This is a genomic window from Pantoea sp. Ft-CA_14, assembly GCF_024520875.1.
Lineage (GTDB): Bacteria > Pseudomonadota > Gammaproteobacteria > Enterobacterales > Enterobacteriaceae > Pantoea > Pantoea agglomerans.
In genome coordinates this window covers 106,924-130,183 of record NZ_JALNPM010000016.1, presented here as the reverse complement: position 1 = coordinate 130,183, position 23,260 = coordinate 106,924, and the positions used below count along the sequence as shown (strand labels likewise).

22 protein-coding genes are annotated in these 23,260 nt (G+C 55.1%); 12 read left to right on the top strand and 10 right to left on the bottom strand.

What is annotated here, in order from left to right; genetic code table 11:
• The 5 genes from NR195_RS20400 to gntU all read left to right on the top strand — a co-directional run.
• Window positions 1-225: hypothetical protein (locus NR195_RS20400; RefSeq protein ID WP_256844859.1), on the top strand; the 225-nt coding region annotated here is incomplete at its 5' end.
• 343 nt (window positions 226-568) lie between these two features.
• Window positions 569-1,264: a pirin family protein gene (locus NR195_RS20395; protein WP_010671535.1), complete on the top strand. Its 696-nt coding sequence runs from the start codon at window positions 569-571 to the stop codon at window positions 1,262-1,264.
• 102 nt (window positions 1,265-1,366) lie between these two features.
• Complete coding sequence (gene gntR / locus NR195_RS20390) at window positions 1,367-2,362, top strand: gluconate operon transcriptional repressor GntR (RefSeq protein WP_010253274.1); 996 nt, start codon at window positions 1,367-1,369, stop codon at window positions 2,360-2,362.
• A gap of 140 nt (window positions 2,363-2,502) precedes the next feature.
• Entirely contained in the window at window positions 2,503-3,039 is a 537-nt protein-coding gene (gntK, locus tag NR195_RS20385) for a gluconokinase (protein WP_022624019.1), read from the top strand.
• A gap of 2 nt (window positions 3,040-3,041) precedes the next feature.
• On the top strand, window positions 3,042-4,382 hold the full coding sequence (gntU, locus tag NR195_RS20380; RefSeq protein WP_033759040.1) for a gluconate transporter: 1,341 nt from the start codon (window positions 3,042-3,044) through the stop codon (window positions 4,380-4,382).
• 13 nt (window positions 4,383-4,395) lie between these two features.
• On the opposite strand, the gene NR195_RS20375 is transcribed toward gntU, so the two are convergent.
• The 3 genes from NR195_RS20375 to NR195_RS20365 all read right to left on the bottom strand — a co-directional run bounded on the left by NR195_RS20375 (window position 4,396) and on the right by NR195_RS20365 (window position 5,845).
• Window positions 4,396-4,725 carry a DUF805 domain-containing protein gene (locus NR195_RS20375; RefSeq protein WP_010671539.1) on the bottom strand — a complete coding sequence of 110 codons (330 nt, stop codon included), beginning with the start codon at window positions 4,723-4,725 and terminating at the stop codon, window positions 4,396-4,398.
• Window positions 4,722-5,168: a hypothetical protein gene (locus NR195_RS20370; RefSeq protein ID WP_256844858.1), complete on the bottom strand. Its 447-nt coding sequence runs from the start codon at window positions 5,166-5,168 to the stop codon at window positions 4,722-4,724. Before NR195_RS20370 ends, NR195_RS20375 begins: the two co-directional genes overlap by 4 nt.
• A gap of 83 nt (window positions 5,169-5,251) precedes the next feature.
• On the bottom strand, window positions 5,252-5,845 hold the full coding sequence (locus NR195_RS20365) for a YhgN family NAAT transporter (RefSeq protein WP_003853054.1): 594 nt from the start codon (window positions 5,843-5,845) through the stop codon (window positions 5,252-5,254).
• Between the two features lie 217 nt (window positions 5,846-6,062).
• On the opposite strand from NR195_RS20365, the gene asd reads away from it, so the two are divergent.
• On the top strand, window positions 6,063-7,172 hold the full coding sequence (gene asd, locus NR195_RS20360; RefSeq protein ID WP_010671542.1) for an aspartate-semialdehyde dehydrogenase: 1,110 nt from the start codon (window positions 6,063-6,065) through the stop codon (window positions 7,170-7,172).
• A gap of 492 nt (window positions 7,173-7,664) precedes the next feature.
• Here asd and NR195_RS20355 read toward each other — a convergent pair whose 3' ends face one another.
• From NR195_RS20355 to NR195_RS20340, 4 genes are all read right to left on the bottom strand, one after another.
• A complete protein-coding gene (locus tag NR195_RS20355; protein ID WP_164501699.1) occupies window positions 7,665-7,826 on the bottom strand; it encodes a hypothetical protein in 162 nt (53 codons plus the stop codon).
• Between the two features lie 392 nt (window positions 7,827-8,218).
• The gene (locus tag NR195_RS20350; protein WP_010253261.1) at window positions 8,219-8,704 is read right to left on the bottom strand and encodes a type VI secretion system tube protein TssD; all 486 of its coding nucleotides are present in this window, start codon (window positions 8,702-8,704) and stop codon (window positions 8,219-8,221) included.
• 7 nt (window positions 8,705-8,711) lie between these two features.
• Entirely contained in the window at window positions 8,712-8,972 is a 261-nt protein-coding gene (locus NR195_RS20345; RefSeq protein WP_010253258.1) for a hypothetical protein, read from the bottom strand.
• Complete coding sequence (locus NR195_RS20340) at window positions 8,953-9,462, bottom strand: DUF2778 domain-containing protein (protein ID WP_010253255.1); 510 nt, start codon at window positions 9,460-9,462, stop codon at window positions 8,953-8,955. Before NR195_RS20340 ends, NR195_RS20345 begins: the two co-directional genes overlap by 20 nt.
• A gap of 660 nt (window positions 9,463-10,122) precedes the next feature.
• Between NR195_RS20340 and glgB the strand changes: the two genes are divergently transcribed.
• The 6 genes from glgB (at window position 10,123) to NR195_RS20310 (ending at window position 20,710) form a co-directional block, all read left to right on the top strand.
• Entirely contained in the window at window positions 10,123-12,306 is a 2,184-nt protein-coding gene (gene glgB, locus NR195_RS20335) for a 1,4-alpha-glucan branching enzyme (RefSeq protein ID WP_010253252.1), read from the top strand.
• A complete protein-coding gene (glgX, locus tag NR195_RS20330; protein ID WP_050680528.1) occupies window positions 12,303-14,285 on the top strand; it encodes a glycogen debranching protein GlgX in 1,983 nt (660 codons plus the stop codon). Before glgB ends, glgX begins: the two co-directional genes overlap by 4 nt.
• A gap of 10 nt (window positions 14,286-14,295) precedes the next feature.
• Window positions 14,296-15,588: a glucose-1-phosphate adenylyltransferase gene (glgC, locus tag NR195_RS20325; RefSeq protein WP_010253246.1), complete on the top strand. Its 1,293-nt coding sequence runs from the start codon at window positions 14,296-14,298 to the stop codon at window positions 15,586-15,588.
• Window positions 15,589-15,651: 63 nt separating this feature from the next.
• Window positions 15,652-17,085, top strand: a complete 1,434-nt coding sequence (gene glgA / locus NR195_RS20320; RefSeq protein ID WP_010253243.1) for a glycogen synthase GlgA — start codon at window positions 15,652-15,654, stop codon at window positions 17,083-17,085.
• 19 nt (window positions 17,086-17,104) lie between these two features.
• Window positions 17,105-19,552 (top strand): glycogen phosphorylase, encoded by a 2,448-nt coding sequence (glgP, locus tag NR195_RS20315; protein WP_010253240.1) that lies wholly within the window; start codon window positions 17,105-17,107, stop codon window positions 19,550-19,552.
• 222 nt (window positions 19,553-19,774) lie between these two features.
• Window positions 19,775-20,710, top strand: a complete 936-nt coding sequence (locus tag NR195_RS20310; protein WP_163799609.1) for a LysR family transcriptional regulator — start codon at window positions 19,775-19,777, stop codon at window positions 20,708-20,710.
• Here NR195_RS20310 and mdcH read toward each other — a convergent pair.
• Genes mdcH through NR195_RS20295 form a run of 3 tightly spaced genes read right to left on the bottom strand, consistent with a single transcriptional unit; the run spans window position 20,691 to window position 23,171 of the window.
• On the bottom strand, window positions 20,691-21,593 hold the full coding sequence (mdcH, locus tag NR195_RS20305; protein WP_010253234.1) for a malonate decarboxylase subunit epsilon: 903 nt from the start codon (window positions 21,591-21,593) through the stop codon (window positions 20,691-20,693). The two genes, NR195_RS20310 and mdcH, sit on opposite strands and share 20 nt — an antisense overlap.
• Complete coding sequence (locus NR195_RS20300; RefSeq protein ID WP_031592684.1) at window positions 21,590-22,210, bottom strand: malonate decarboxylase holo-ACP synthase; 621 nt, start codon at window positions 22,208-22,210, stop codon at window positions 21,590-21,592. Before NR195_RS20300 ends, mdcH begins: the two co-directional genes overlap by 4 nt.
• Before the next feature lies 1 nt (window position 22,211).
• On the bottom strand, window positions 22,212-23,171 hold the full coding sequence (locus NR195_RS20295; RefSeq protein ID WP_010253228.1) for an AEC family transporter: 960 nt from the start codon (window positions 23,169-23,171) through the stop codon (window positions 22,212-22,214).
• Window positions 23,172-23,260: the final 89 nt, after the last annotated feature.

Below are 23,260 nucleotides of genomic sequence, written 5' to 3'. Positions count from 1 at the left end.
GGCACGACGTCAAAGCCGAAGGTACCGCGTGAGCGGCGCGAGGACGGCCCGGCAGCAGCAGAGGTGCTCAGGCCCGCCCTGCGGCTGGCCCGCCCGGAAAAAAAGCCGCCACGTTTGACCGTGACAGCCTTTACAAATCTAATCTTAACTGATCAGCATTACCCCGGAAGGGGCCTTTTTTGCATTCAGGGGATCAGAGTTAAAATACGCTGTGACGCGATTTAAAACCCGCCACAGCATTAAACCCTTTAAACATCAAGGTATTCACCGCGTTAATCAGGGTAAAAAATGTGAAAATGACTTTACAGACGCGAATGATAATGATTATTATTGTCATGCATTCTCGGGAGGTCGCCCGACAGCCTGAGAAAGCACGACATTGCTCACATTGCTTCCAGTATTATTTAGCCAGCTTATCCGCTGGCTTTTTTTTGCCTGCCCTTCTTCAGTGCTTTTCAGCCACTGCTCAATGCTCATTCAACTATTTTGAACAGAGGCGTGAAGTTTTTCAGCTATCAATCAGACCCCCTCAGGGACAGACTATAAAAAACATTGAGGAGATTTGAACATGATCTATGTACGCAAAGCTGAAGAACGCGGTCACGCAAACCATGGCTGGCTGGATAGCTGGCACACATTCTCTTTCGCCAGCTATCACGATGCGAACTTTATGGGTTTCTCCGCGCTGCGGGTCATCAATGAAGATGTGATTGATGGCGGTCAGGGATTTGGTACCCATCCTCACAAGGATATGGAAATCCTGACCTACGTGCTCTCCGGTACGGTTGAGCATCAGGACAGCATGGGCAACAAAGAGCAGATCCCGGCAGGGGAGTTCCAGATTATGAGCGCCGGCACCGGCGTACGTCACTCTGAGTACAACGCCAGCGAAAGCGAGCCGCTGCACCTTTATCAGATCTGGATCATTCCTGAGCGTACCGGTATCGAGCCGCGCTACGATCAGCGCCGCTTCCCGGATGTGCAGGGGCGTCAGCTGGTGTTAAGCCCGGATGCCCGTGAAGGATCGCTGAAAGTCTTTCAGGACATGACCTTATCGCGCTGGGTAATGGCTGCCGGCGAACAGGACAATGTCGCGATTGATGCGGGACGTCGTATCTGGATTCAGGTGGTGAAAGGTGATGTTACCGTTAACGGCAACGCGATCACCACCAGCGACGCCCTGGCGATCTGGGACGAAAGCGCGCTGACCATTGAAGCCAGCTCGGCTGCAGAAGTCCTGCTGTTTGATCTGCCACCGGTCTAAGCAGATAACGGGCGCGCATCGTCGCGCCCGGTTGGCAATTTTGTGACAGAAAAGTGATAGACTCATCGTACTTTAGCTTTAAGGGCGATCCCAGGCGCTACGATGAAGAAGAAAAGACCGGTATTACAGGACGTTGCCGATCGCGTCGGCATTACTAAAATGACCGTCAGCCGTTACCTGCGTAATCCAGAGCAGGTCTCCGTTGCCCTGCGGGATAAGATTGCGGTGGCACTGGATGAGCTGGGTTATATCCCCAATCGCGCCCCCGATATGCTTTCTAACGCCACCAGCCGCGCCATTGGCGTACTGCTGCCGTCACTCACAAACCAGGTTTTTGCTGACGTATTGCGCGGCATCGAAGCCGTCACCGACGAAGCCAACTATCAGACGCTGGTCGCCCACTTTGGTTACAACCCGCAAAAAGAGGAGCTGCAACTGCGCTCGCTACTGGGCTGGAACATTGATGGGGTTATCCTCACCGAACGCACCCATACACCAGGTACGCTGCGCATGCTGGAAGTGGCCGGTATCCCGGTGATTGAGGTGATGGACAGCGTCACGCCCTGCCTGGATATGGCGGTAGGCTTCGATAACGTTGAAGCGGCCCGGCAGATGACGCAGGCAATCCTCAGCAAAGGTCATCGTCATACCGTCTACCTCGGCGCACGCCTGGATGAACGTACGCTGCAGAAGCAGCGCGGTTACGAAATCGCGATGCGCGAAGCGGGGCTGACGCCACGCAGTGTGATGATGGAAGATGCCTCTTCATTCAGCGCCGGTTGTGATCTGCTGCGTGAGGCGCAGCGCCTTTACCCCGAAACAGATAGCCTGTTCTGTACCAATGACGATCTGGCGGTCGGCGCGATGTTTGAGTGCCAGCGCCAGGGATTGCAGGTGCCCTCTCAGATGGCGATAGCCGGTTTCCACGGCCATGACATCAGTCAGGTTGTCACGCCACAACTGGCAACAGTGCTGACGCCACGCGACCGCATGGGGCGTGAAGCTGCGGCGCTGCTGCTGGCGCGCATTGCCGGAGAAACCAGCACCTGCCAGCCGCTGGATGTTGGTTTTGAGATCAGTGAAGGTGGCAGCATCTGATTGTGGCGTTTTTATGAGTCAGCTCACACTTTCATGCATTTCCTGGTAAAAAGGTTGCCAGGCTGTTAAGCGGCCAGGAGAATGAGAAACGACATTGTTATCGGTAACATTGGCAAATTCTCACCTGCCGGAGCAGAAAAATGACAACGCAATCCCCGTCGCATCACGTTTTTATCCTGATGGGCGTTTCAGGCAGCGGAAAGTCTGCCGTCGCCAATCAGGTCTCTCACCAACTGAATACAGCCTTTCTTGACGGTGATTTTCTCCACCCCCGCGCCAACATCCTGAAGATGGCCGATGGTCATCCGCTGGATGACAACGATCGCCAGCCGTGGTTACAGGCACTGAACGACGCCGCGTTTGCTATGCAGCGCACCCAGGCGATTTCCATCATTGTCTGTTCAGCACTGAAGAAAAGTTATCGCGACATCCTGCGTCAGGGAAATGACAATCTGCGTTTCGTCTACCTGAAGGGCGATTTCGACACCATCGAAGCCCGCCTGAAAGCGCGTAAAGGCCACTTCTTCAAGCCGCAGATGCTGGTAACGCAGTTTGCGACGCTGGAAGAGCCAGGGCGGGACGAGCCGGATGTACTGGTGGTGGATATCGCGCATTCACTGGACGATGTGGTGGCGGCTACGGTTGCGACTATCCAGGACGCTATCAGCCAGGGTTAGAGATGAATACCGCAACACTCGTTTTAACCGCAGCAGGCTCCGTGCTGCTGCTGCTTTTCCTGGTGATGAAGGCCCGTATGCACGCCTTCGTCGCATTGATGTTAGTGTCCATCGGTGCCGGGCTGTTCTCCGGCATGCCACTGAATCAGATCGCTGAAACCATGCAGAAGGGGATGGGCGGCACGCTCGGCTTCCTCGCGATTGTGGTCGCGCTGGGCGCGATGTTCGGCAAAATCCTGCATGAAACCGGCGCAGTTGATCAGATCGCCATCCGGATGCTGAAAACCTTTGGTCAGAGCCGTGCCCATTACGCGATGGGCATTGCCGGTCTGATCTGCGCGCTGCCGCTCTTCTTTGAGGTGGCAGTCGTGCTGTTGATCAGTATCGCTTTTGCGGTGGCACGGCGTACCGGCGGCAATCTGGTGAAGCTGGTGATCCCGCTGTTTGCTGGTGTGGCCGCAGCGGCGGCGTTTCTGCTGCCCGGACCGGCCCCGATGCTGCTGGCTTCGCAGATGCACGCAGATTTTGGCTGGATGATCCTGCTGGGTCTCTGTGCGGCGATCCCGGGCATGCTGATTGCCGGGCCACTGTTTGGCAACTTCATTGGCAACCACGTCTCGTTCAGCGCGCCGCCGGAAGATCATCAACCGGATGTCGATGAGAGCAAGCTGCCGTCGTTTGGCTTCAGCCTCTCACTGATTCTGTTTCCGCTGGTGCTGGTTGGCCTGAAAACCATCGGCGCACGCTTCACGACCGAAGGCACCACCCTGTATGAGTGGCTGGAATTTATCGGCCATCCTTTCACCGCAATCCTGCTGGCGCTGCTGGTGGCGATTTATGGCCTGGCTTACCGTCAGGGTATGGATAAAGAGCGGGTAATGCAGGTGTGCGGCAGCGCGCTGCAACCGGCCGGTATTATCCTGCTGGTGATTGGCGCGGGCGGCGTGTTTAAGCAGGTGCTGGTGGACTCCGGCGTGGGTCCGGTGCTGGGCAATGCGCTGACCGGCGCAGGACTGCCAATTGCGCTGGCCTGCTTTATCCTGTCAGGTGCGGTGCGGGTGATTCAGGGATCGGCAACGGTCGCCTGTCTGACCACGGTAGGCTTAATCATGCCGGTGATTGAACCGTTGCACTACAGCGGCGCTCAGCTGGCGGCGCTATCGATCTGCATCGGCGGTGGCTCAATCATTATCAGCCATGTGAACGATGCCGGGTTCTGGCTGTTTGGTCGCTTCACCGGGGCCAGCGAAGCGGAAACGCTGAAGACCTGGACACTGATGGAAACCATTCTCGGCACTACCGGGGCTATCGTAGGTATGATTGCTTTCGCACTGCTTTCCTGACCAACCCGACGGGCTATCGGTCCGTCAGGTTTTTTTCCCGCGAGCGGGGGAAGAGTAAAAAAGGGAACAGCAGATAAGGCGCCACCACCAAAAGGACAATGACGCCGCGTGAATAGCCAGAGTCATTTATTCTCCTCACCCCGCAGGAAAAAACAGGCAAAATAAACAGCAGCAGCGCGATTAAGCCTATTTCATGTTGTGGCCCGGTAAACCATTGCAGATAACTGCAGAACCAGACCAGCTGAAACAGCAGGAAAATAAAATAGCTCGTCCTTCCTTCGCGCCCCTCATAGTTAAACGTACGCAGCAGACAGCTTTTGATAATCTGCAGCAGCCTGTTCATGCCCATTTTCTTCTTATCACTGCAAAAACAACCAGCGTAATGGCGGCGGCAAGTAAGTAAACCCAGGCAAAATCAGTGACGTCAACATGGATCAGCTGCACGTCATTCAACGCCGCTTTCCGGCCCGAGACGGATAATACGGTCAGGCCAGCCAAGCAGAGTATATTTGCCAGAAAGAATAGTGCCTGAAAGGCTGTTTCTTTAGCCGCAGACAGGAAGGCAATTTTTCTGAACCCCCACCAGGCTACCAGATAAACCAGCAGCCAGAGCAACGCGCAGAGTAGCGGGGCAACCAGATAACTGCGCATATCGGTGATCACTCCTGAATGGCCGCCGTTGGCATACTGCAGCACTTCCTGAAGGGAGACGTAACCTGTTATCAGATAGAGCACGCCAAAAAATAGGGGCAATAATACCCTCATTATATAAATAATATTGTTCATTTCAATGCCGTAACTTTGTGATAAACAGGCTGAATTAATGCGGCTGCCTGCCAGCCTGTCAGGGCAAAAGGACAAAGGTGCGCTTATAACTTCAGATAAGCCCGAATGCCGTCCAGGAACATCTGTGTGGCCAGCATAATCAGTATTAATCCCATCAGCCGCTCCAGCGCATTCACGCCTTTATCACCCAGCAGCCGCAGGAACAGACCTGACATCAGCAGAATACCCACCGTCACGCCCCAGGCGATCAGCAGCGCGCCGACCAGGTGCGACATCTGATGCGGATATTGATGCGACAGCAGCATCAAGGTCGCCAGCAGCGATGGCCCGGCTACCAGTGGGATCGCCAGCGGCACCAGGAAGGGCTCTTCACCCGCCGGTAAACCAGAACTGCTGCTTTCCGCCGACGGGAAAATCATCTTAATGGCGATAAGAAACAGGATGATCCCGCCGGAAATCGACACCGTTTCAGTGCGCAGATTCAAAAACGCCAGGATGCGTTCACCGGTAAACAGGAACAGCAGCATGATGATCAGGGCAATCAACATTTCACGGATCAGCACCACTCGCCGCCGTTTCGGCTCCAGATGCTTTAAAACCGACATAAAAATCGGCAGATTGCCCAGCGGATCCATAATTAACAACAATAATATTGTCGCTGAAATCATTTCAGTCATCGGTTTTACGCCATGTTGTTCACGAAAAAGCGGAGTTATTAGTTACGCTGCTGAAAAAGTTAGCGTAATCGAATTAATTCACTTGCTACCCGGCCTGCATTTTGTAGAGTGAAGGGACACAGGTAAATCTTATTATTACGCAGAGCGGCGTGAAAATAGCACGCCGCTCTCTCCTCTGAAATGAAAAGCAGGTGTAACTGCCTTAGACGGACACGACATGAAGAATGTAGGTTTTGTTGGTTGGCGCGGTATGGTCGGCTCTGTGCTGATGTCCCGCATGAGTGAAGAGCGTGATTTTGATGCAATCAATCCGGTCTTCTTCTCGACGTCGCAGCATGGTCAGGCGGCACCCGCATTTGCGGGCAAACAGCAGGGCACACTGCAGGATGCGTTTGATATTGAGGCGCTGCGGGCGCTGGATATCATTATTACCTGCCAGGGCGGCGACTACACCAGTGACGTCTATCCAAAGCTGCGCGCCAGCGGCTGGCAGGGATACTGGATTGATGCGGCCTCCACGCTGCGCATGAAAGATGATGCTATCATCATCCTCGATCCGGTCAACCATGCGGTGATTCGCCAGGGCATCGACAGTGGGATCAAAACCTTTGTCGGCGGTAACTGTACCGTCAGCCTGATGCTGATGTCGCTGGGCGGCCTGTTTGCTCAGGACCTGGTGGAGTGGGCTTCGGTTGCCACCTATCAGGCGGCCTCTGGCGGCGGCGCGCGCCACATGCGTGAACTACTGACCCAGATGGGCATGCTGCACGATCACGTTGCGCCTGCGCTGCAGAACCCGGCCTCCGCCATCCTCGACATCGAGCGTAGCGTGACCGACTTCACCCGTTCCGGCACTCTGCCGACCGATAACTTCGGTGTGCCGCTGGCGGGCAGCCTGATCCCGTGGATCGACAAACAGCTGGAAAACGGTCAGAGCCGCGAAGAGTGGAAAGGCCAGGCTGAGACCAACAAGATCCTCGCCACCCGTAACGTCATTCCGGTGGATGGATTGTGCGTGCGCGTCGGGGCACTGCGCTGCCACAGCCAGGCCTTTACGCTGAAGCTGAAACGCGACCTGCCGCTGGCTGAAATTGAGCAGCTGCTGGCCTCTCACAATGAGTGGGTCAAAGTGGTGCCGAATGACCGCGAACTGACGATGCGTGAACTGACGCCTGCCGCTGTCACCGGTACGCTGACCACGCCGGTTGGCCGGTTGCGTAAACTGAATATGGGGCCGGAATATCTCTCTGCCTTCACAGTGGGCGACCAGCTGTTATGGGGCGCAGCCGAACCGCTACGTCGCATGCTGCGGTTGTTAACCAGCTAAACAGAAAACATCGCCAAAGGCCGGATTTATGATCAATGCCGATCAGATTAGGCAAAGATGATCGATTAACTGTCTGATAGCTATATGAAAGCCCGTAATCATTGTTGATGGTTACGGGTTTTTTGTTGTTAGTCCAGTCTATGGATAATTTTGACTTCAGCCAAAAAATTCTTTGCGTTTTATGGTGTGTTTTTTGAGCTTGATGGATGGCTTTGGGCAGAGACTTGCATCACAGCAATATGCACATTCTGTCGCTGCTCAATGGAGTACATAGTGTCTTAGAAATTGTGTTCGTCAGACTGAATCTGCAAACACTTTTCATTAAGGTCCTAACCGCCCAAAAATCATCATTTATCAGGCATGCGCAATGCAGGCTTTTTTAGACGCTAATGCATTTTAAATGACGGGATGGGAATGATGGTACGGTGGTCAATAAGGATGTAATACGGTGGTAAAAAAGAAAAAGCCCCGAGGGGCTTTTTCTATTCAGTATCACTTTTCTTTGAAGTGATGATTGTTTTTGCTTGGCGGAAATGGATCATCTTTTTTCACATGGCGATCATATGCAGTTCCTGCGTATGAATTGTCAGTATCGTGATACTGGCCATAAGTTCCAGTCTTAGGGCATGGTTGCCCTGACCAATGTTTTGCCATTTTTAATTTCCTTATTCACATAGACATCTTAATTGATGTCTTTTTTTTAATACGACTAACTTGTCTGGTTTTCAATCATGTTTTGCTAACTTTTACCGCTTCATTTTCGAAATGTGACAATGTTCAAAATTGAATGACTTATTCATTCTTTAGTATGTTAACCCTCTGTGCTTGCAGAGTTAATGACGTAAAAAAATAGTTGCGCCATTACATTCGGAAATGTTTAGAATGAAAGTAATGTATGCGAATCTCGTTCTGGAAGAAAATACCTGTACGATGATGCTGGTACGCCATTTTAGAGTTGTAGTAGTCAGTATAAATTCAGGCTATTATATTTTTATTCGTTTATTTACACATTCATGCCCTTCAGTGAAGCATTTCTATCCGATGTTCTATGCTCGTATATTCCAGTCATCGGTATACTGGACATTTCCATCAACATAACGCCATGTGATTTTGTCATACATCATGGATATTGATTCCATATGGTTGATTTGCGCATTACCGGACATTTTAGCGTTTGGCATGCCAGGATTCACGCCAGTGATCTTTACCCCCTCAATAGTCATGACAAAGTAACACTCTTCCTGCCCGGCATGATTGATTTTATACCAGCGGATTTCCGCACTTTGCAGCGTCTGGCCCGTAGCAACCGCCTTATAAAGATATGGACTGGAGCTATCAAACTCCTTTTCAATCATCATCGGTGAGTGTGAACGCTTGCCGGTTATCTTGCCGTTAGCACTATCTACAGGAATGTTCAGTCCATGACTGAAACCAACAATCTCAATGCTGCCATCACGATCCCATACATCAACAGAACCTTTAATATGAGCACCGCCATCATCTTTGAGCCACATGTAAGCAGGAATTGGCATCCTATTATCACCTTACTTTTCTGATCAACTTCATTGTTATGAAAAAAATTGCCGCAGTGATAACTATATTAGTGAGGAAACTCATATAGAAATACGTATCATCTATTGCCTCTGCGCCAATTTCACCGGAGCCATATAAAATATGGCCTAGCTTTAAAGCGAAATCATAATTAATCCAGTTATAAGGCTCACCCATAGCCCGACCAACGATAAGTAAAAGAAGAAGGAAGAAGGCTAATTTTCCTAATCTACGGGCAAGTGTCGCCATAAGTGATTACCTCAATGGTGCCATAGGCTTTTAAGTCTGTGCCAGGAACCGAGATTTTAGATGTTCTTAATAGAGCATTTCTCAGCATGTTGAAGTCTGATTGCCAGGCCAGCGTAATACAGCCCTCTGAAACCTGACCGGGATGAAGCCTGAAGCCTCCTCGCGTTACTCCTCGAAAAAAGGTGCTATCGTCGATCATCCCATCAACGCGGAAAAGGGCAAACCATTCTGAATGATCAACATGATATTTGAATGCACTTTTTATTTCGTCAATTGCCCATGCTCTGACGCTATTGACCCAACTACCAGAAGGTCTGTCGACTATGTAGTAGTGTCCGGCAGGTAATGGCCCTTTGTTTATTATCATCCCGCAGCCACCCTTATTACGGTAAATATCATTACCAGAAAACGCTAAAAAAGTGCCTAAGCCCGGAAAAATCAGAGGAGAGTAATCAGCATTGTTTATGACAAACTTTCCTTGTAAAGACATAGCAGTCCTTTACTTCTAAAATTTTTGAATTTACATGCTAATTCAAAGTAAAAAACAGATGTACGGCTATTTTGGGCAAAATTTAGGATCGTGAAGCAGATTCAATTCTCAACTTTTTTATGACTCAATCCATTTCATGTCAGAAACATACTGCTAACCATCGCTTTACAACACATTATCAGGTAGCTTTTCTCAATCGTCCTCTGCACCCAGCGATCCTGAACTCTGAGATTTGGCGGTGGCAGAGGCTCTGTTTCATTCCGGTGAAAAATGCAGCTTCATCAGTCGGGGCGCTCCAGGCAACATAAATGACCATAATCATCAGTTTATCCGGCCTTTTTTGTTTTTGTCGTACACGAAACAATCTGCCGTTTCGCTTACTCAGTGATCAACTTCCCTTTTTTGCCGGTCGGTTAAGATTATTTTGCTTTAGTCCATGGCAAGTGCCGTGACCAAGCTATGATTTAACCATGATGTGCCACAGGTAACTCTTGTGCTTTCCGGATTAAATGGTTGTGGTACACGGCAAAAACACTTTTCCCACGGAATGGCCTGACTTCTTTGTCGTTGTACGTATGGCTCAATGAAGAGCAGCGCAGGTGAACCGCGACAGGCTGTGTCGCGTTCATTTCGGCTGCCAATTATCACAGGAAGAAAGTCATGTCAGAGCTTCCCGATCGCGATGCGATCAATGCCCTGTTTGCGGGTAATTATGCCGACCCTTTTTCGTTACTAGGGATGCACCGAACTCAGCAAGGCCTTGAAGTCAGGGCATTGCTCCCCGAAGCGCTTGAAGTGTGGGTCATTGAAACCTCCACCGGGCGCAAACTGGCTCAGCTGGTGTGTGAAGATGCACGTGGCTTCTTCAGTGGCGTTATTCCACGCCGCAAAAACCCGTTCCGCTATCAGCTGGCGGTGAACTGGCACGGCCAGCAAAACCTGGTAGACGATGCCTATCGCTTTGGTCCGCTGCTGCAGGAGATGGATCTGTGGCTGCTGGCAGAAGGGACGCACCTGCGCCCTTATGAGACGCTGGGCGCGCACGGTGACGTCATCGATGGCGTCTTCGGCACCCGCTTCTGCGTATGGGCACCCAACGCCCGTCGCGTGTCAGTGGTTGGCGATTTCAACTTCTGGGATGGCCGCCGTCATCCGATGCGTCTGCGTCAGGAGCTGGGCATCTGGGAGCTGTTTGTACCGGGCGCGGTCAATGGCCAGCTCTATAAGTATGAAATCATCGACGCCAATGGCGAACTGCGCATCAAAGCGGACCCGTACGCGTTTGAGGCGCAGATGCGTCCGCAGACTGCGTCGATGATCTGTGGTCTGCCGGAGCCGGTTGAGATGAAAGCGGAGCGCAAGGCGGCCAACGCCTTTGACGCGCCGATCTCCATCTATGAAGTGCATCTGGGCTCCTGGCGTCGTCACACCGACAACAACTTCTGGCTGAGCTACAAAGAGCTGGCTGAACAGCTGGTGCCCTACGTCAAAGAGATGGGCTTTACCCATATCGAACTGCTGCCGATCAACGAACATCCGTTTGATGGCAGCTGGGGCTATCAGCCGCTGGGCATGTATGCGCCGACCCGACGTTTTGGTACCCGTGACGAGTTCCGCGCCTTCATTGACGCCGCCCATGAAGCGGGCCTCAACGTGCTGCTCGACTGGGTGCCGGGCCACTTCCCCAGCGACGATTTCGGTCTGGCAAGATACGACGGCACCGAGCTCTATGAGCACAGTGACCCACGTGAAGGCTTTCACCAGGACTGGAATACCCTGATCTACAACTTTGGTCGCCGGGAAGTGAGCAACTACCTGTCGGGCAATGCGCTCTACTGGACGGAGCGCTTTGGCATTGATGGCCTGCGTGTGGATGCGGTGGCGTCGATGATCTACCGCGACTACAGCCGCAGCGAAGGGGAATGGGTGCCGAATCAGTATGGCGGCCGTGAAAACCTGGAAGCGATTGAGTTTCTGCGTCACACCAACCGTACGCTCGGCACTGTGGCATCCGGTTCGGTGACCATGGCCGAAGAGTCGACAGACTATCCTGGCGTGACGCGTCCCACCGAAGACGGCGGGCTGGGCTTCTGGTTCAAATGGAATCTGGGCTGGATGCACGACACCCTCGACTACATGAAGGTCGATCCCATCTACCGTAAGCACCATCACGATCTGATGAGCTTCGGCATGATGTACAACTACACCGAAAACTTTGTGCTGCCGCTGTCGCATGACGAAGTGGTGCACGGTAAGCGCTCGATTCTCGATCGTATGCCGGGCGATGCATGGCAGAAGTTCGCCAACCTGCGTGCTTACTACGGCTGGATGTGGGGCTTCCCCGGCAAGAAACTGCTGTTTATGGGCAACGAATTTGCCCAGGGTCGCGAGTGGAACCACGATGTCAGCCTTGACTGGCATCTGCTGGAAGGGGACGACAACTGGCACCACGGCGTTCACCGTCTGGTGCGCGATCTCAACCACACCTATCAGTACTACACGCCGCTGCATCAGCTCGACTTCGATCCGGCAGGCTTTGAGTGGCTGGTGGTAAATGATGCGGAACACTCCGTCTTCGCCTTTGTCCGTCGTGACCGTGAAGGCAACGAAGTGATCGTGGTCAGTAACTTTACGCCGGTGCCGCGTCCGGGCTATCGCTTTGGCGTTAACCAGCCTGGCTACTGGCGTGAAGTGCTGAACACCGATCAGCATGAGTATCACGGCAGCGACGTGCGCAACCATCGGGTGCATACCGATGAGCAGGAGAGCCACGGGCGACCGCAGTCGCTGAGCCTCAATCTGCCGCCGCTGGCAACGGTATGGCTGGTGCGGGAGGCTGAATGACCATCACTGCCGGAGATCCCGAACCGCTGGGTGCCAGTTACGATGGCAAAGGCGTTAACTTCACCCTGTTCTCACAGCATGCCGGGCGCGTAGAGCTCTGCCTGTTTGATGAGCAGGGCGCAGAACAGCGTCTTGACCTGCCTGGCCGCAGCGGGGATATCTGGCATGGTTATGTTCCGGCGTTGAAGCCAGGACAGCGCTACGGCTACCGGGTGCATGGTCCCTGGGCCCCGCAGCAGGGACACCGTTTTAATCCGGCGAAGCTGTTGGTTGATCCCTGCGCCCGCGCGGTTGAGGGCGATGTACCGGATGACCCGCTGTTTCATGGCGGCGAGGCGCAGCCCGATCCGCATGACAACGCGGCGATTGCGCCGAAGTCACGGGTAGTCGCGGAGGATTTTGACTGGCAGGACGACGTCGCACCGGGTATTCCCTGGGGTAACACGGTGATTTACGAAGCCCACGTGCGCGGCCTGACGCAGCAGCATCCGGAAATTCCGGAAACGCTGCGCGGGACTTACGCGGCGCTCGGTCATCCTGTTATGGTGAATTACCTGCGCAGTCTGGGGATTACCACCCTTGAGCTGCTGCCGGTGGCGCACTTCGCCAGCGAGCCGCGACTGCTGCAGCTCGGCCTCAGCAACTACTGGGGCTATAACCCCTTTGCGCTCTGGGCGGTGGATCCCCGTTACGCCTCCGGTCAGCCGGACGTGACGCCGTTGCAGGAGTTTCAGCAGGCGGTCAAAAACCTGCACGCCGCGGGTATCGAAGTGCTGCTGGATGTGGTGTTCAACCACACCGCTGAACTGGATGAGATTGGCCCGACAATCTCCATGCGCGGCATCGACAACGCCAGCTACTACTGGCTCGATGAGCAGGGCGATTATCAGAACTGGACCGGCTGCGGCAACACGCTGAATATTCATCATCCTCAGGTGATGACGTGGGCTTTAGAGGCGCTGCGCTACTGGGTGCGGGTCTGCCACGTCGACGGCTTCCGCTTTGACCTCGCGCCGGTGCTGGGCCGCACACCGGATTACCAGCGTGATGCGCCATTTTTTGAGGCGATACGCGCCTGTCCGCTGCTCTCTCAGGTCAAGCTGATTGCTGAACCCTGGGATATCGGCCCTGACGGCTATCAGGTTGGCCGTTTTCCGCCGCCGTTTGCCGAATGGAACGATCAGTTTCGCGACACCGCGCGACGTTACTGGCTGCACGGCGACATAAGCAACGGCGAGTTCGTCCGTCGCTTTGCCGCCTCCAGCGATCTCTACCAGCATGATGACCGGTCGCCACACGCCACGGTTAACCTGATCACCGCCCACGACGGCTTTACGCTGTGGGATGTGGTGAGCTTCGAACGTAAACACAACGAAGCGAACGGGGAAGATAACCGTGATGGTCACGGCGATAACTACAGCCACAACCACGGCAAAGAGGGGCTGAACGTCAGCTTCGACGTGATTGAACGTCGCCGTCGCAGCGTGCGGGCACTGCTGACGACGCTGCTGCTGTCACAGGGCACGCCGATGCTGCTGGCAGGCGATGAGCGCGGCCACACCCAGCGTGGCAATAACAACGCTTACTGTCAGGACAACGCCCTGAGCTGGCTTGACTGGCAGGCGGATGAGAAGGGATTAGTCGGATTCACCGCTGCACTGATCGAGCTGCGCCAGCGCATTCCGGCGCTGACCGCAGATCGCTGGTGGCAGGACGGTGACGGCAATGTGCAGTGGCTCAATGCCGGTGGCCAGCCACTGCAACACGATGAATGGGCACAGGGGATGCACAGATTGCAGATCCTGCTGTCCGGCCGCTGGTTAATAACAATAAACGCCACGGATACGGTGAATGACATCGTGTTACCAGACGGAGAATGGCGCGCCCTTCCTCCTTTCGCCGGGGACGACAACCCCATCCTGCTAACTGTCTGGCATGGTCCCGCACACGGTGTGTGCGTGTTCCAAAAGCAATCATAAGGAGTCAGACATGGTTAAGTTAGATAGAACAGATCACCTGATGCTGGCCCGCCAGCTCCCTACACAGACGGTTGCTCTGATCCTCGCCGGCGGACGCGGCACGCGCCTGGTCGATTTAACGGCCAAACGTGCCAAACCGGCGGTGCATTTCGGCGGCAAGTTCCGCATTATCGACTTTGCCCTCTCCAACTGCGTCAACTCCGGTATCCGACGGATTGGCGTGATTACTCAGTATCAGTCTCATACCCTGACTCAGCACATCCAGCGTGGCTGGTCGATCTTCAATGAAGAGATGAATGAGTTTGTCGATTTGCTGCCAGCGCAGCAGCGATTTTCGACCGAACAGTGGTATCGCGGGACGGCCGATGCCGTGACGCAAAACCTTGATGTGATTCGCCGCTATCAGGCGCAGTACATCGTGATCCTTGCCGGGGACCACATTTATAAGATGGATTATTCACGCATGCTGCTGGATCACGTGGTCAACGAGGCGAAATGTACCATCGCCTGTTTACCGGTGCCGGTGCATGAAGCCACGGCGTTTGGCGTGATGGCGGTGGACGAAGAGAATATGGTGATCGACTTCGTGGAGAAACCCGCGAAACCGCCCACCATGCCGGGTGATGACACCCAGGCGCTCGCCAGCATGGGGATCTACGTTTTCAACGCAGACTATCTCTATGAACTGCTGGAAGAGGATCTGCAGACGCCAGGCTCTAACCACGACTTCGGCAAAGATATCCTGCCGAAAATCGTGGCAAGCGGCGAAGGCTATGCGCACTCCTTCGCGCTCTCCTGCGTACAGAACGATGACAATGCGCCGCCTTACTGGCGCGACGTCGGGACGCTGGAAGCCTACTGGCGCGCCAATCTCGACCTGGCATCGGTGATGCCTGAACTCGATATGTATGACGTCACCTGGCCGATTCGTACCCACATGGAGCCGCTGCCGCCGGCCAAATTTGTTCAGGATCGTTCCGGCAGTCACGGGATGACCATGAACTCGCTGGTCTCGGGGGGCTGCATCATCTCCGGTTCAGTGGTGGTCAATTCGGTGCTGTTCCCGCGGGTACGCGTTAACTCTTTTTGCAATATAGATTCAACTGTACTGCTGCCTGATGTGGTAGTGGGCCGATCGTGTCGTCTGCGTCGCTGCGTCATTGATCGTGCCTGCGAGTTACCGGAAGGCATGGTCATTGGCGAAAACCCGGATGAAGACAGTCGCCGGTTTCACCGTTCGGATGAAGGCATCGTACTGGTAACCCGCGCCATGCTGGCCAGGCTGGCCAAAGCGGGGCTGTAAGCGATAAGCGAAACTTACGCAATCGGCACGCGGAGCGTGTCGGATAACTTAATGAGGTCGAGGATGCAGGTTTTACATGTCTGTTCGGAACTTTTCCCGCTGCTAAAAACGGGCGGACTGGCTGATGTAGTCGGGGCATTACCTCAGGCACAAATTGCGGGCGGCACGGATACGCGGGTACTACTGCCCGCTTTTCCCGCATTGCGCAAAGGCATACCTGATCTCCAGGTCGTGACAGAGCGAGAAACATTTGCCGGTCATGTACGTCTGCTATTTGGTGAATTTAACGGTGTGGGCATCTACTTGATTGATGCTCCCGGCCTCTACGATCGTCCGGGTAGTCCCTACCATGACGAATCGCAGTTTGCGTATGTCGACAACTATCTGCGCTTTGCGCTGCTGGGCTGGGTTGGCTGTGAACTGGCGTGCGGCATGGACGCGATGTGGCGTCCCGATATTGTTCATGCCCATGACTGGCATGCAGGCCTGACCTGCGCCTATCTGGAAGCGCGTGGTCGTCCGGCTAAATCGGTCTTCACCGTGCACAACCTGGCGTATCAGGGTCTGTTCATGGCGCACCACATGGAAGAGATTGGCCTGCCATGGTCATTCTTTAACATGCACGGGCTGGAGTTCTTCGGTCAGATCTCCTTCCTGAAAGCGGGACTTTTTTACGCCGACCATATCACGGCGGTCAGCCCGACTTACGCCCATGAAATTACCTCTGCCGAATATGCTTACGGCATGGAAACCCTGCTGGCACAGCGGATGCGTGAAGGCCGTCTTAGCGGCATTCTCAACGGCGTTGATCCCTCTATCTGGGATCCGGCGCACGATCTGCTGCTCAGCGCGCGTTATAACCGCGACACGCTGGAAGCGAAAGCGGAGAACAAACGCCAGCTGCAGGTGGCGATGGGTCTGAAGGTAGATGATAAAGCGCCGGTGTTCTGCGTGATCAGCCGTCTGACCAAACAGAAAGGGCTGGACCTGGTGCTGGAGGCGCTGCCCGGCTTGCTGGCGCAGGGCGGTCAACTGGTGCTGCTGGGCCAGGGCGATGCTGAACTGCAGCAGGGCTTCCTGGCGGCGGCGGCAGAGCATCCGGGCAGCGTCGGCGTGCAGATCGGCTATCACGAAGCGTTCTCACACCGCATTGTCGGCGGCGCGGACGTGATTGTGGTGCCGAGTCGCTTTGAGCCCTGTGGTCTGACACAACTTTATGGCCTCAAGTATGGTACGTTGCCGTTAGTGCGTCGCACCGGCGGGCTGGCCGATACCGTGAATGACAGCTCACTGGAGAATCTGGCCGACGGCATCGCCAGTGGATTCAGTTTTGAAGATGCCAACGCCTGGTCACTGCTTCGGGCTATCCGGCGCGCGTTTGTGTTGTGGTCCCGTCCTTCGCTCTGGCGCTATGTTCAGCGCCAGGCAATGGCGATGGACTTTAGCTGGCAGGTGGCAGCACAAGCCTACCGTGATCTCTACCAACGTTTGATGTAACGGATTGGGAAAACTGGATATGAATGCACCTTTCACTTACGCCTCACCAACGTTGACGGTTGATGCCTTAAAGCATTCGATTGCCTATAAATTGATGTTTACCATCGGCAAAGATCCCTCTATCGCCAATAAGCATGAGTGGCTTAACGCCTCGCTGCTGGCGGTGCGCGACCGGATGGTGGAGCGCTGGCTGCGTTCCAGCCGTGCTCAGCTTTCTCAGGATGTCCGGCAGGTCTATTACCTGTCGATGGAGTTCCTGATGGGCCGCACGCTGGGCAATGCGCTGCTGGCGATGGGGATTTATGACGATCTCAACCAGGCGCTGGATGAGATGGGACTGGATCTGGCCGAGCTGATGGAAGAAGAAAACGATCCGGGGCTGGGCAACGGTGGTCTGGGTCGCCTGGCGGCCTGTTTCCTCGACTCGCTGGCGACGCTGGGCATGCCGGGCCGTGGCTATGGCATCCGGTATGATTACGGCATGTTCAAACAGAACATTGTGGAAGGTGAGCAGAAAGAGTCGCCGGATTACTGGCTTGAATATGGTAATCCGTGGGAATTCCAGCGTTTCAATACCCGCTACAAAGTGCGCTTTGGTGGCCGCGTCCAGCACGAAGGCGCGAAAGTGCGCTGGCTGGAGACCGAAGAGATCCTGGCGATGGCCTATGACCAGATCATTCCGGGCTTTGACACCGACGCTACCAACACCTTACGGCTATGGGGCGCGCAGGCCAGCAACGAAATCAACCTCGGCAAGTTCAACCAGGGCGACTACTTTGCGGCGGTGGAAGATAAAAACCACTCCGAGAACGTGTCGCGCGTGCTCTATCCGGATGATTCGACCTACTCAGGCCGCGAGCTGCGCCTGCGTCAGGAATATTTCCTGGTCTCCGCGACGGTGCAGGACATTCTGAATCGTCACTGGCGGATGCATCAGACCTGGGACAACCTGGCGGATAAAATCGCTATTCACCTGAATGATACCCATCCGGTGCTGGCGATCCCCGAACTGATGCGCCTGCTGATCGACGATCATAAATTCAGCTGGGACAACGCTTTTGACGTCTGCTGTCAGGTCTTCTCCTACACCAACCATACGCTGATGACCGAAGCGCTGGAAACCTGGCCGGTCGATATGATCGGCAAGATCCTGCCGCGTCACCTCAGCATTATTTTTGAAATTAACGACTTCTTCCTTAAGACCATTCAGGATCACTACCCCGATGACCTGGATCTGCTGTCGCGCATTTCGATCATCGACGAAAACGATGGCCGCCGGATACGCATGGGCTGGCTGGCGGTGGTGGTCAGCCACAAAGTAAACGGTGTTTCGGAGCTGCACTCCAACCTGATGGTACAGTCGCTGTTTGCCGATTTTTCACGTCTGTTCCCTGGCCGCTTCTGTAACAAAACCAATGGCGTTACGCCGCGTCGCTGGCTGGCGCTGGCGAACCCGGCGCTGTCAGAGGTGCTGGATGAGGAGATTGGCCGCAACTGGCGCACCGATCTCAGCCAGCTGGGCGAGCTGAAGGCGCAGATCGACTATCCGGCGTTTATTGAAAAAGTGGCGGTCGCCAAGTATCAGAACAAGCGTCGGCTGGCCGACTGGGTGGCGAAGAATCTGGACGTGGTGCTCGACCCGAACGCGCTGTTTGATGTGCAGATCAAGCGTATTCACGAGTACAAACGCCAGTTGCTCAACGTGCTGCATGTGATCACCCGATACAACCGTATCAAGGCCGATCCGCAGGCGGATTGGGTGCCACGCGTCAATATTTTTGCCGGTAAAGCGGCGTCGGCCTATTACGTTGCCAAGCACATCATTCATCTGATCAACGATGTCGCCAATGTGATCAACAACGATCCGCAGGTGAAGAACAAACTGAAGGTGGTCTTCATCCCGAACTACAGCGTGAGCCTGGCGCAGATCATTATTCCGGCGGCCGATCTCTCTGAGCAGATCTCTACCGCAGGGACAGAGGCGTCCGGCACCAGTAATATGAAGTTTGCGCTGAATGGCGCGCTGACCATCGGAACGCTGGATGGGGCCAACGTTGAAATGCTGGATCACGTCGGTGAAGAGAACATCTTCATTTTCGGTAATACCACGCCGCAGGTCGAAGCCCTGCGTAAAGGGGGCTATAACCCGCGTGACTATTATGAAAAGGATGAAGAGCTGCATCAGGTGCTGACTCAGATTGCTTCCGGTCTGTTCAGTCCGCAGGATCCGGGCCGCTACCGCAATCTGTTCGATTCACTGGTCAACTTCGGCGATCACTACCAGTTGCTGGCGGATTATCGCAGCTATGTGGATACCCAGGATAAAGTGGATGCGCTCTACCGTAAACCGGATGAGTGGCAACGCCGCGCGGCTAAAAACATCGCCGGAATGGGCTACTTCTCGTCGGACCGTACGATTCAGGAGTACGCTGATGAGATCTGGAATATCTCGCCAGTAAGGTTGTAAGGCGCGTGCAGTCAGGTTTCTGACTTTCTTTGCGGCCGAGGGATCGGCCGCACTCTCCTGTGCACTCTTTGTTCACCGTCTATCCCGCTCCTCTTTCAGAAGGTTCAGCCTCTTATCGCCTCTGCCTCCGTAAGTGCCTCTTGTGCGAGCCAGATCATTACACCCTGGCTGAGAATCGCTACTATGCGGGAAAGCAAAATGACCCTACAGGCAACAGCAGCAATGAGTGACAACATCAACCAGGAAATTACCTTCCGTAAACTCAGCGTCTTCATGATGTTTATGAGCAAGGGCAATATCGCCCGTACGGCGGAAGCGCTGGCGCTGAGCAGCGTCAGCGTGCATCGCGCACTGCATACGCTGGAAGAGGGCATCGACTGCCCGCTGTTTATCCACAAGGGCCGCAACCTGGTGCCGCTGCCTGCCGCCTGGACGCTGCTGGACTACTGTCGCGATGTGACCACCCTGATGGGCAAAGGCATTGAAGAGGCGCGCAAAGTCGCAGGCATCGGTGGAGGGCGTCTGCGACTTGGCACGCTCTACTCCCTGACGCTGGAGACCATTCCCCGGCTGATCATGGGCATGAAGCTGCGTCGGCCCACGCTGGAGCTCGACCTGACCATGGGTTCCAATCAAATGCTGCTGAATATGCTGGAAGATGACGCGCTGGATGCGATTCTGATTGCCACCGATGACGGCGAACTCAGCGACGCGCATTTTGATGTGATTCCGCTGTTTGAAGACAGGATCTTTCTGGCCGCACCGGCCGGGGAGACGCGGGACGGAGCCGGTCCGGTGGATCTGCGCGATTATGCCGACCGTGATTTTGTCTCGCTGGCTGAGGGGTTTGCCACCTATGCCGGTTCGCAGGAGGCGTTCCAGATAGCCGGATTTGAACCGCGCATGGTCACCCAGGTGAATGACATCTTCTCGATGATAAGCCTGGTGCAGGCGGGCGTCGGCCTGGCGCTGATTCCGGGACGGATGAAGAAGGTGTATGAAAACAACATTCAGCTGCTGACGCTCGCTGAGCCTTACCAGATGCGTCAGCAGATCTCGATTGTCTACTCACATCGCCGCGAACGGGATAATGACCTGCTGGCACTGGCGGCAGAAGGGCGGATGTACGCCCGCAGCCTTACTGACTCAGCCGTTTAACCAGATGGAGTGCAACCTCAACGCTGTTGCGCTCCAGACAAATCGCGTCGCCCTGCCAGCCCGCCTGAAGCGTCAGGCCGGTCAGCACATTGCCAGGCGGCATCTCAATCGCCAGTCGGGCATCGCGCTGATTGGCTGAAACCATCGCATCATTCCACTGCACCGTACGCGCCATATTAAAGGCAAGATCGTCGGCAATCTTCTCCGGCTCCCAAATCACGCGTCCGGTTGAGCCACTGAGGTAAGCGCAATGGGGACGGGAAAGGCTGACGGACCCGAACGCGCGCGCCAGTTCTGCGGCGGGCTTATCCAGCAGCGCGCAATGCGACGGCACGCTCACCGCGAGTTTAATCGCTTTGCTGGCACCGGCATCCAGCGCTTTCTGCGCGACTACCGCCATATCCTCGTCGCGGCCAGCAATCACAATCTGCGTTTCCGCATTCAGGTTGGCGATATAGGTGTTGCTGCCGGGCAGCAGTTTCTCCAGACGACTCAGCGTCAGGCCGGTGATGGCGGTCAGGCCATATCCCTCCGGATAAGCCTGCTCCATCAGATCGCCGCGCAGCGCCACCAGCCGCAAAGCATCACTGAAATCCAGCGCGCCGGAAATCACCGCAGCAGGAAACGCACCAATCGACAGACCGCTGACGATATCGGGTTTCACCCCACGGCGGATCAGCTCGCGCGCCCAGGCGACACCGCAAATCAGCAGACTGAGCTGCACGGCGCGCGTGTGGCGCAGTGCATCGGCACTGTCGAGCTGGTCAGTCTCGTCGCCCAGTACTGCACGCACGCTGTTTAACAGGGCGTCGCCGTCGGGAAGGTGCTGTAACATCCCGGCACGCTGAGTGCCCTGGCCGGGAAAGGTAAAGAGTATTTTCATTGTAGCTCCCTGCTCCAGGGTGAAGCGGTCAGTATCGGCCCGGTAACGGTTTTAACCAGCGCGCGGCCTTCACGCAGCCACTCGCTGAGGGCAAACGCGCCGGACGGCGTTTCTACCTGCGTATCGACCCGACAGGCCAGCGTGTCGGTTTGCGCCTGCCAGCGTTGCAGCGCATCGCGCGCCAGCGGCTCTGGCGCGCGAATAACTAAATCAAGATCGCTGGCGGCATGCAGCGTGGGTTGCTGAGTTGCCAGTGCGTAACCGGTACTGCCGGTAATGCCCCAGCGCCACGGCCAGTCGTGCTCACTGAGGGCAATCGCCGCGCCGACCGGCGCATAAGCGGTAAACGGCGAGGCAAGCAACTGCGCACGCGCCGCCAGCATCTCCGGTGTGACAACGCGAACGATGTCCGCTGCATTGACCCATCCGGCGGCGCGCTGTTCGCGGCGCTCGCCGCGCACACCCACCGGTATCAGCCCGGTTTCGCTCCGGTCGCGCCGCACCACGACCGGAAGGCCGGGATGCCAGAACTGACTGACCCAGCTCTCACTGATGGCGGCTAAGGCGTTGCCGTCTCGCAGCCAGAGCAGATCGTGGGGGCGCGGTACAGAGCTCATATTACATTCCTGATGTCAGCGTAATGAACAGCGGTAATGACAAAATACAGAGAATAGAGCTGAGCAGCAGCACAGCCTCTGCATCCGGCGACTGCACGCCAAAGCGGTTGCCAAACACCACCCCGAAGAAACCGGCGGAGAGCGCAATCATCAGAATGGCGGTAATGGCCACCGGACCGCTGAGACCCAATGCCAGCACCAGACCCCAGGCGATAAAGGGCTGAATCAGCAGTTTAGTTACCGTGCCGACGCCCACCACCGCGTTGAGTTTCAGTTTGCGTGCCGACAGGATGACACCGGTCAGGAAGAGTGCAGCGGCGGTAGCAGCCAGACCCAGCGGTTTGATGGCGGCCAGCACCAGATCAGGCATTTTAACGCCCAGCGCTGATAACACCACGCCAATCAACGGTCCCAGTACGATCGGTTTTTTCACTGAACGCCACATCAGAATCGGCAGCATGGTCAGGGTTGAACCGTGTTCGGTGCCATCGGCAAACGCTTTTTCACGTTCCAGAATCAGCAGGCAAAGCGGTGTAAGCAGCACTGAACCACAGGCGATGGAGACCGCTACCGAGAGCGAGGTGGCGCCATTTTCACCCAGCACGCTGGCCAGAATGGGCAGGCCCAGCGCGGCGTAATTTGGCAGCGCCACAGTCAGTGTCAGCACAGCCGCATCCTGCGGTGACTTTTTGAAAACTTTTGTAGCCGCGAAATAGACAGCCCCATAGGTAATCCACATTGCGCCGGTAATAACCACAATCAGCGGCCATTGCGCCACGATGCCCGGCCAGGGCGTTTGTACCGTGGCACTGAACAGCGCGGCGGGCAGTGCAAAATCCATGACGAAAATATTCAGCAGAGAGACGTCTTTGTTGTTGACCATTCCAGCCTTACCGGCCCAGAAACCCAGAAGCATGATGACAAAAATCGGAGCAAGGGCATGAACAATTATATAAATCATAAATCACCTGTATTTAAGAAAGAATTTTCTGTTAACAGCGATGTTTATAATTCTGAACACGGCCACTGCCCCGGGGCGCACTTAGCAAT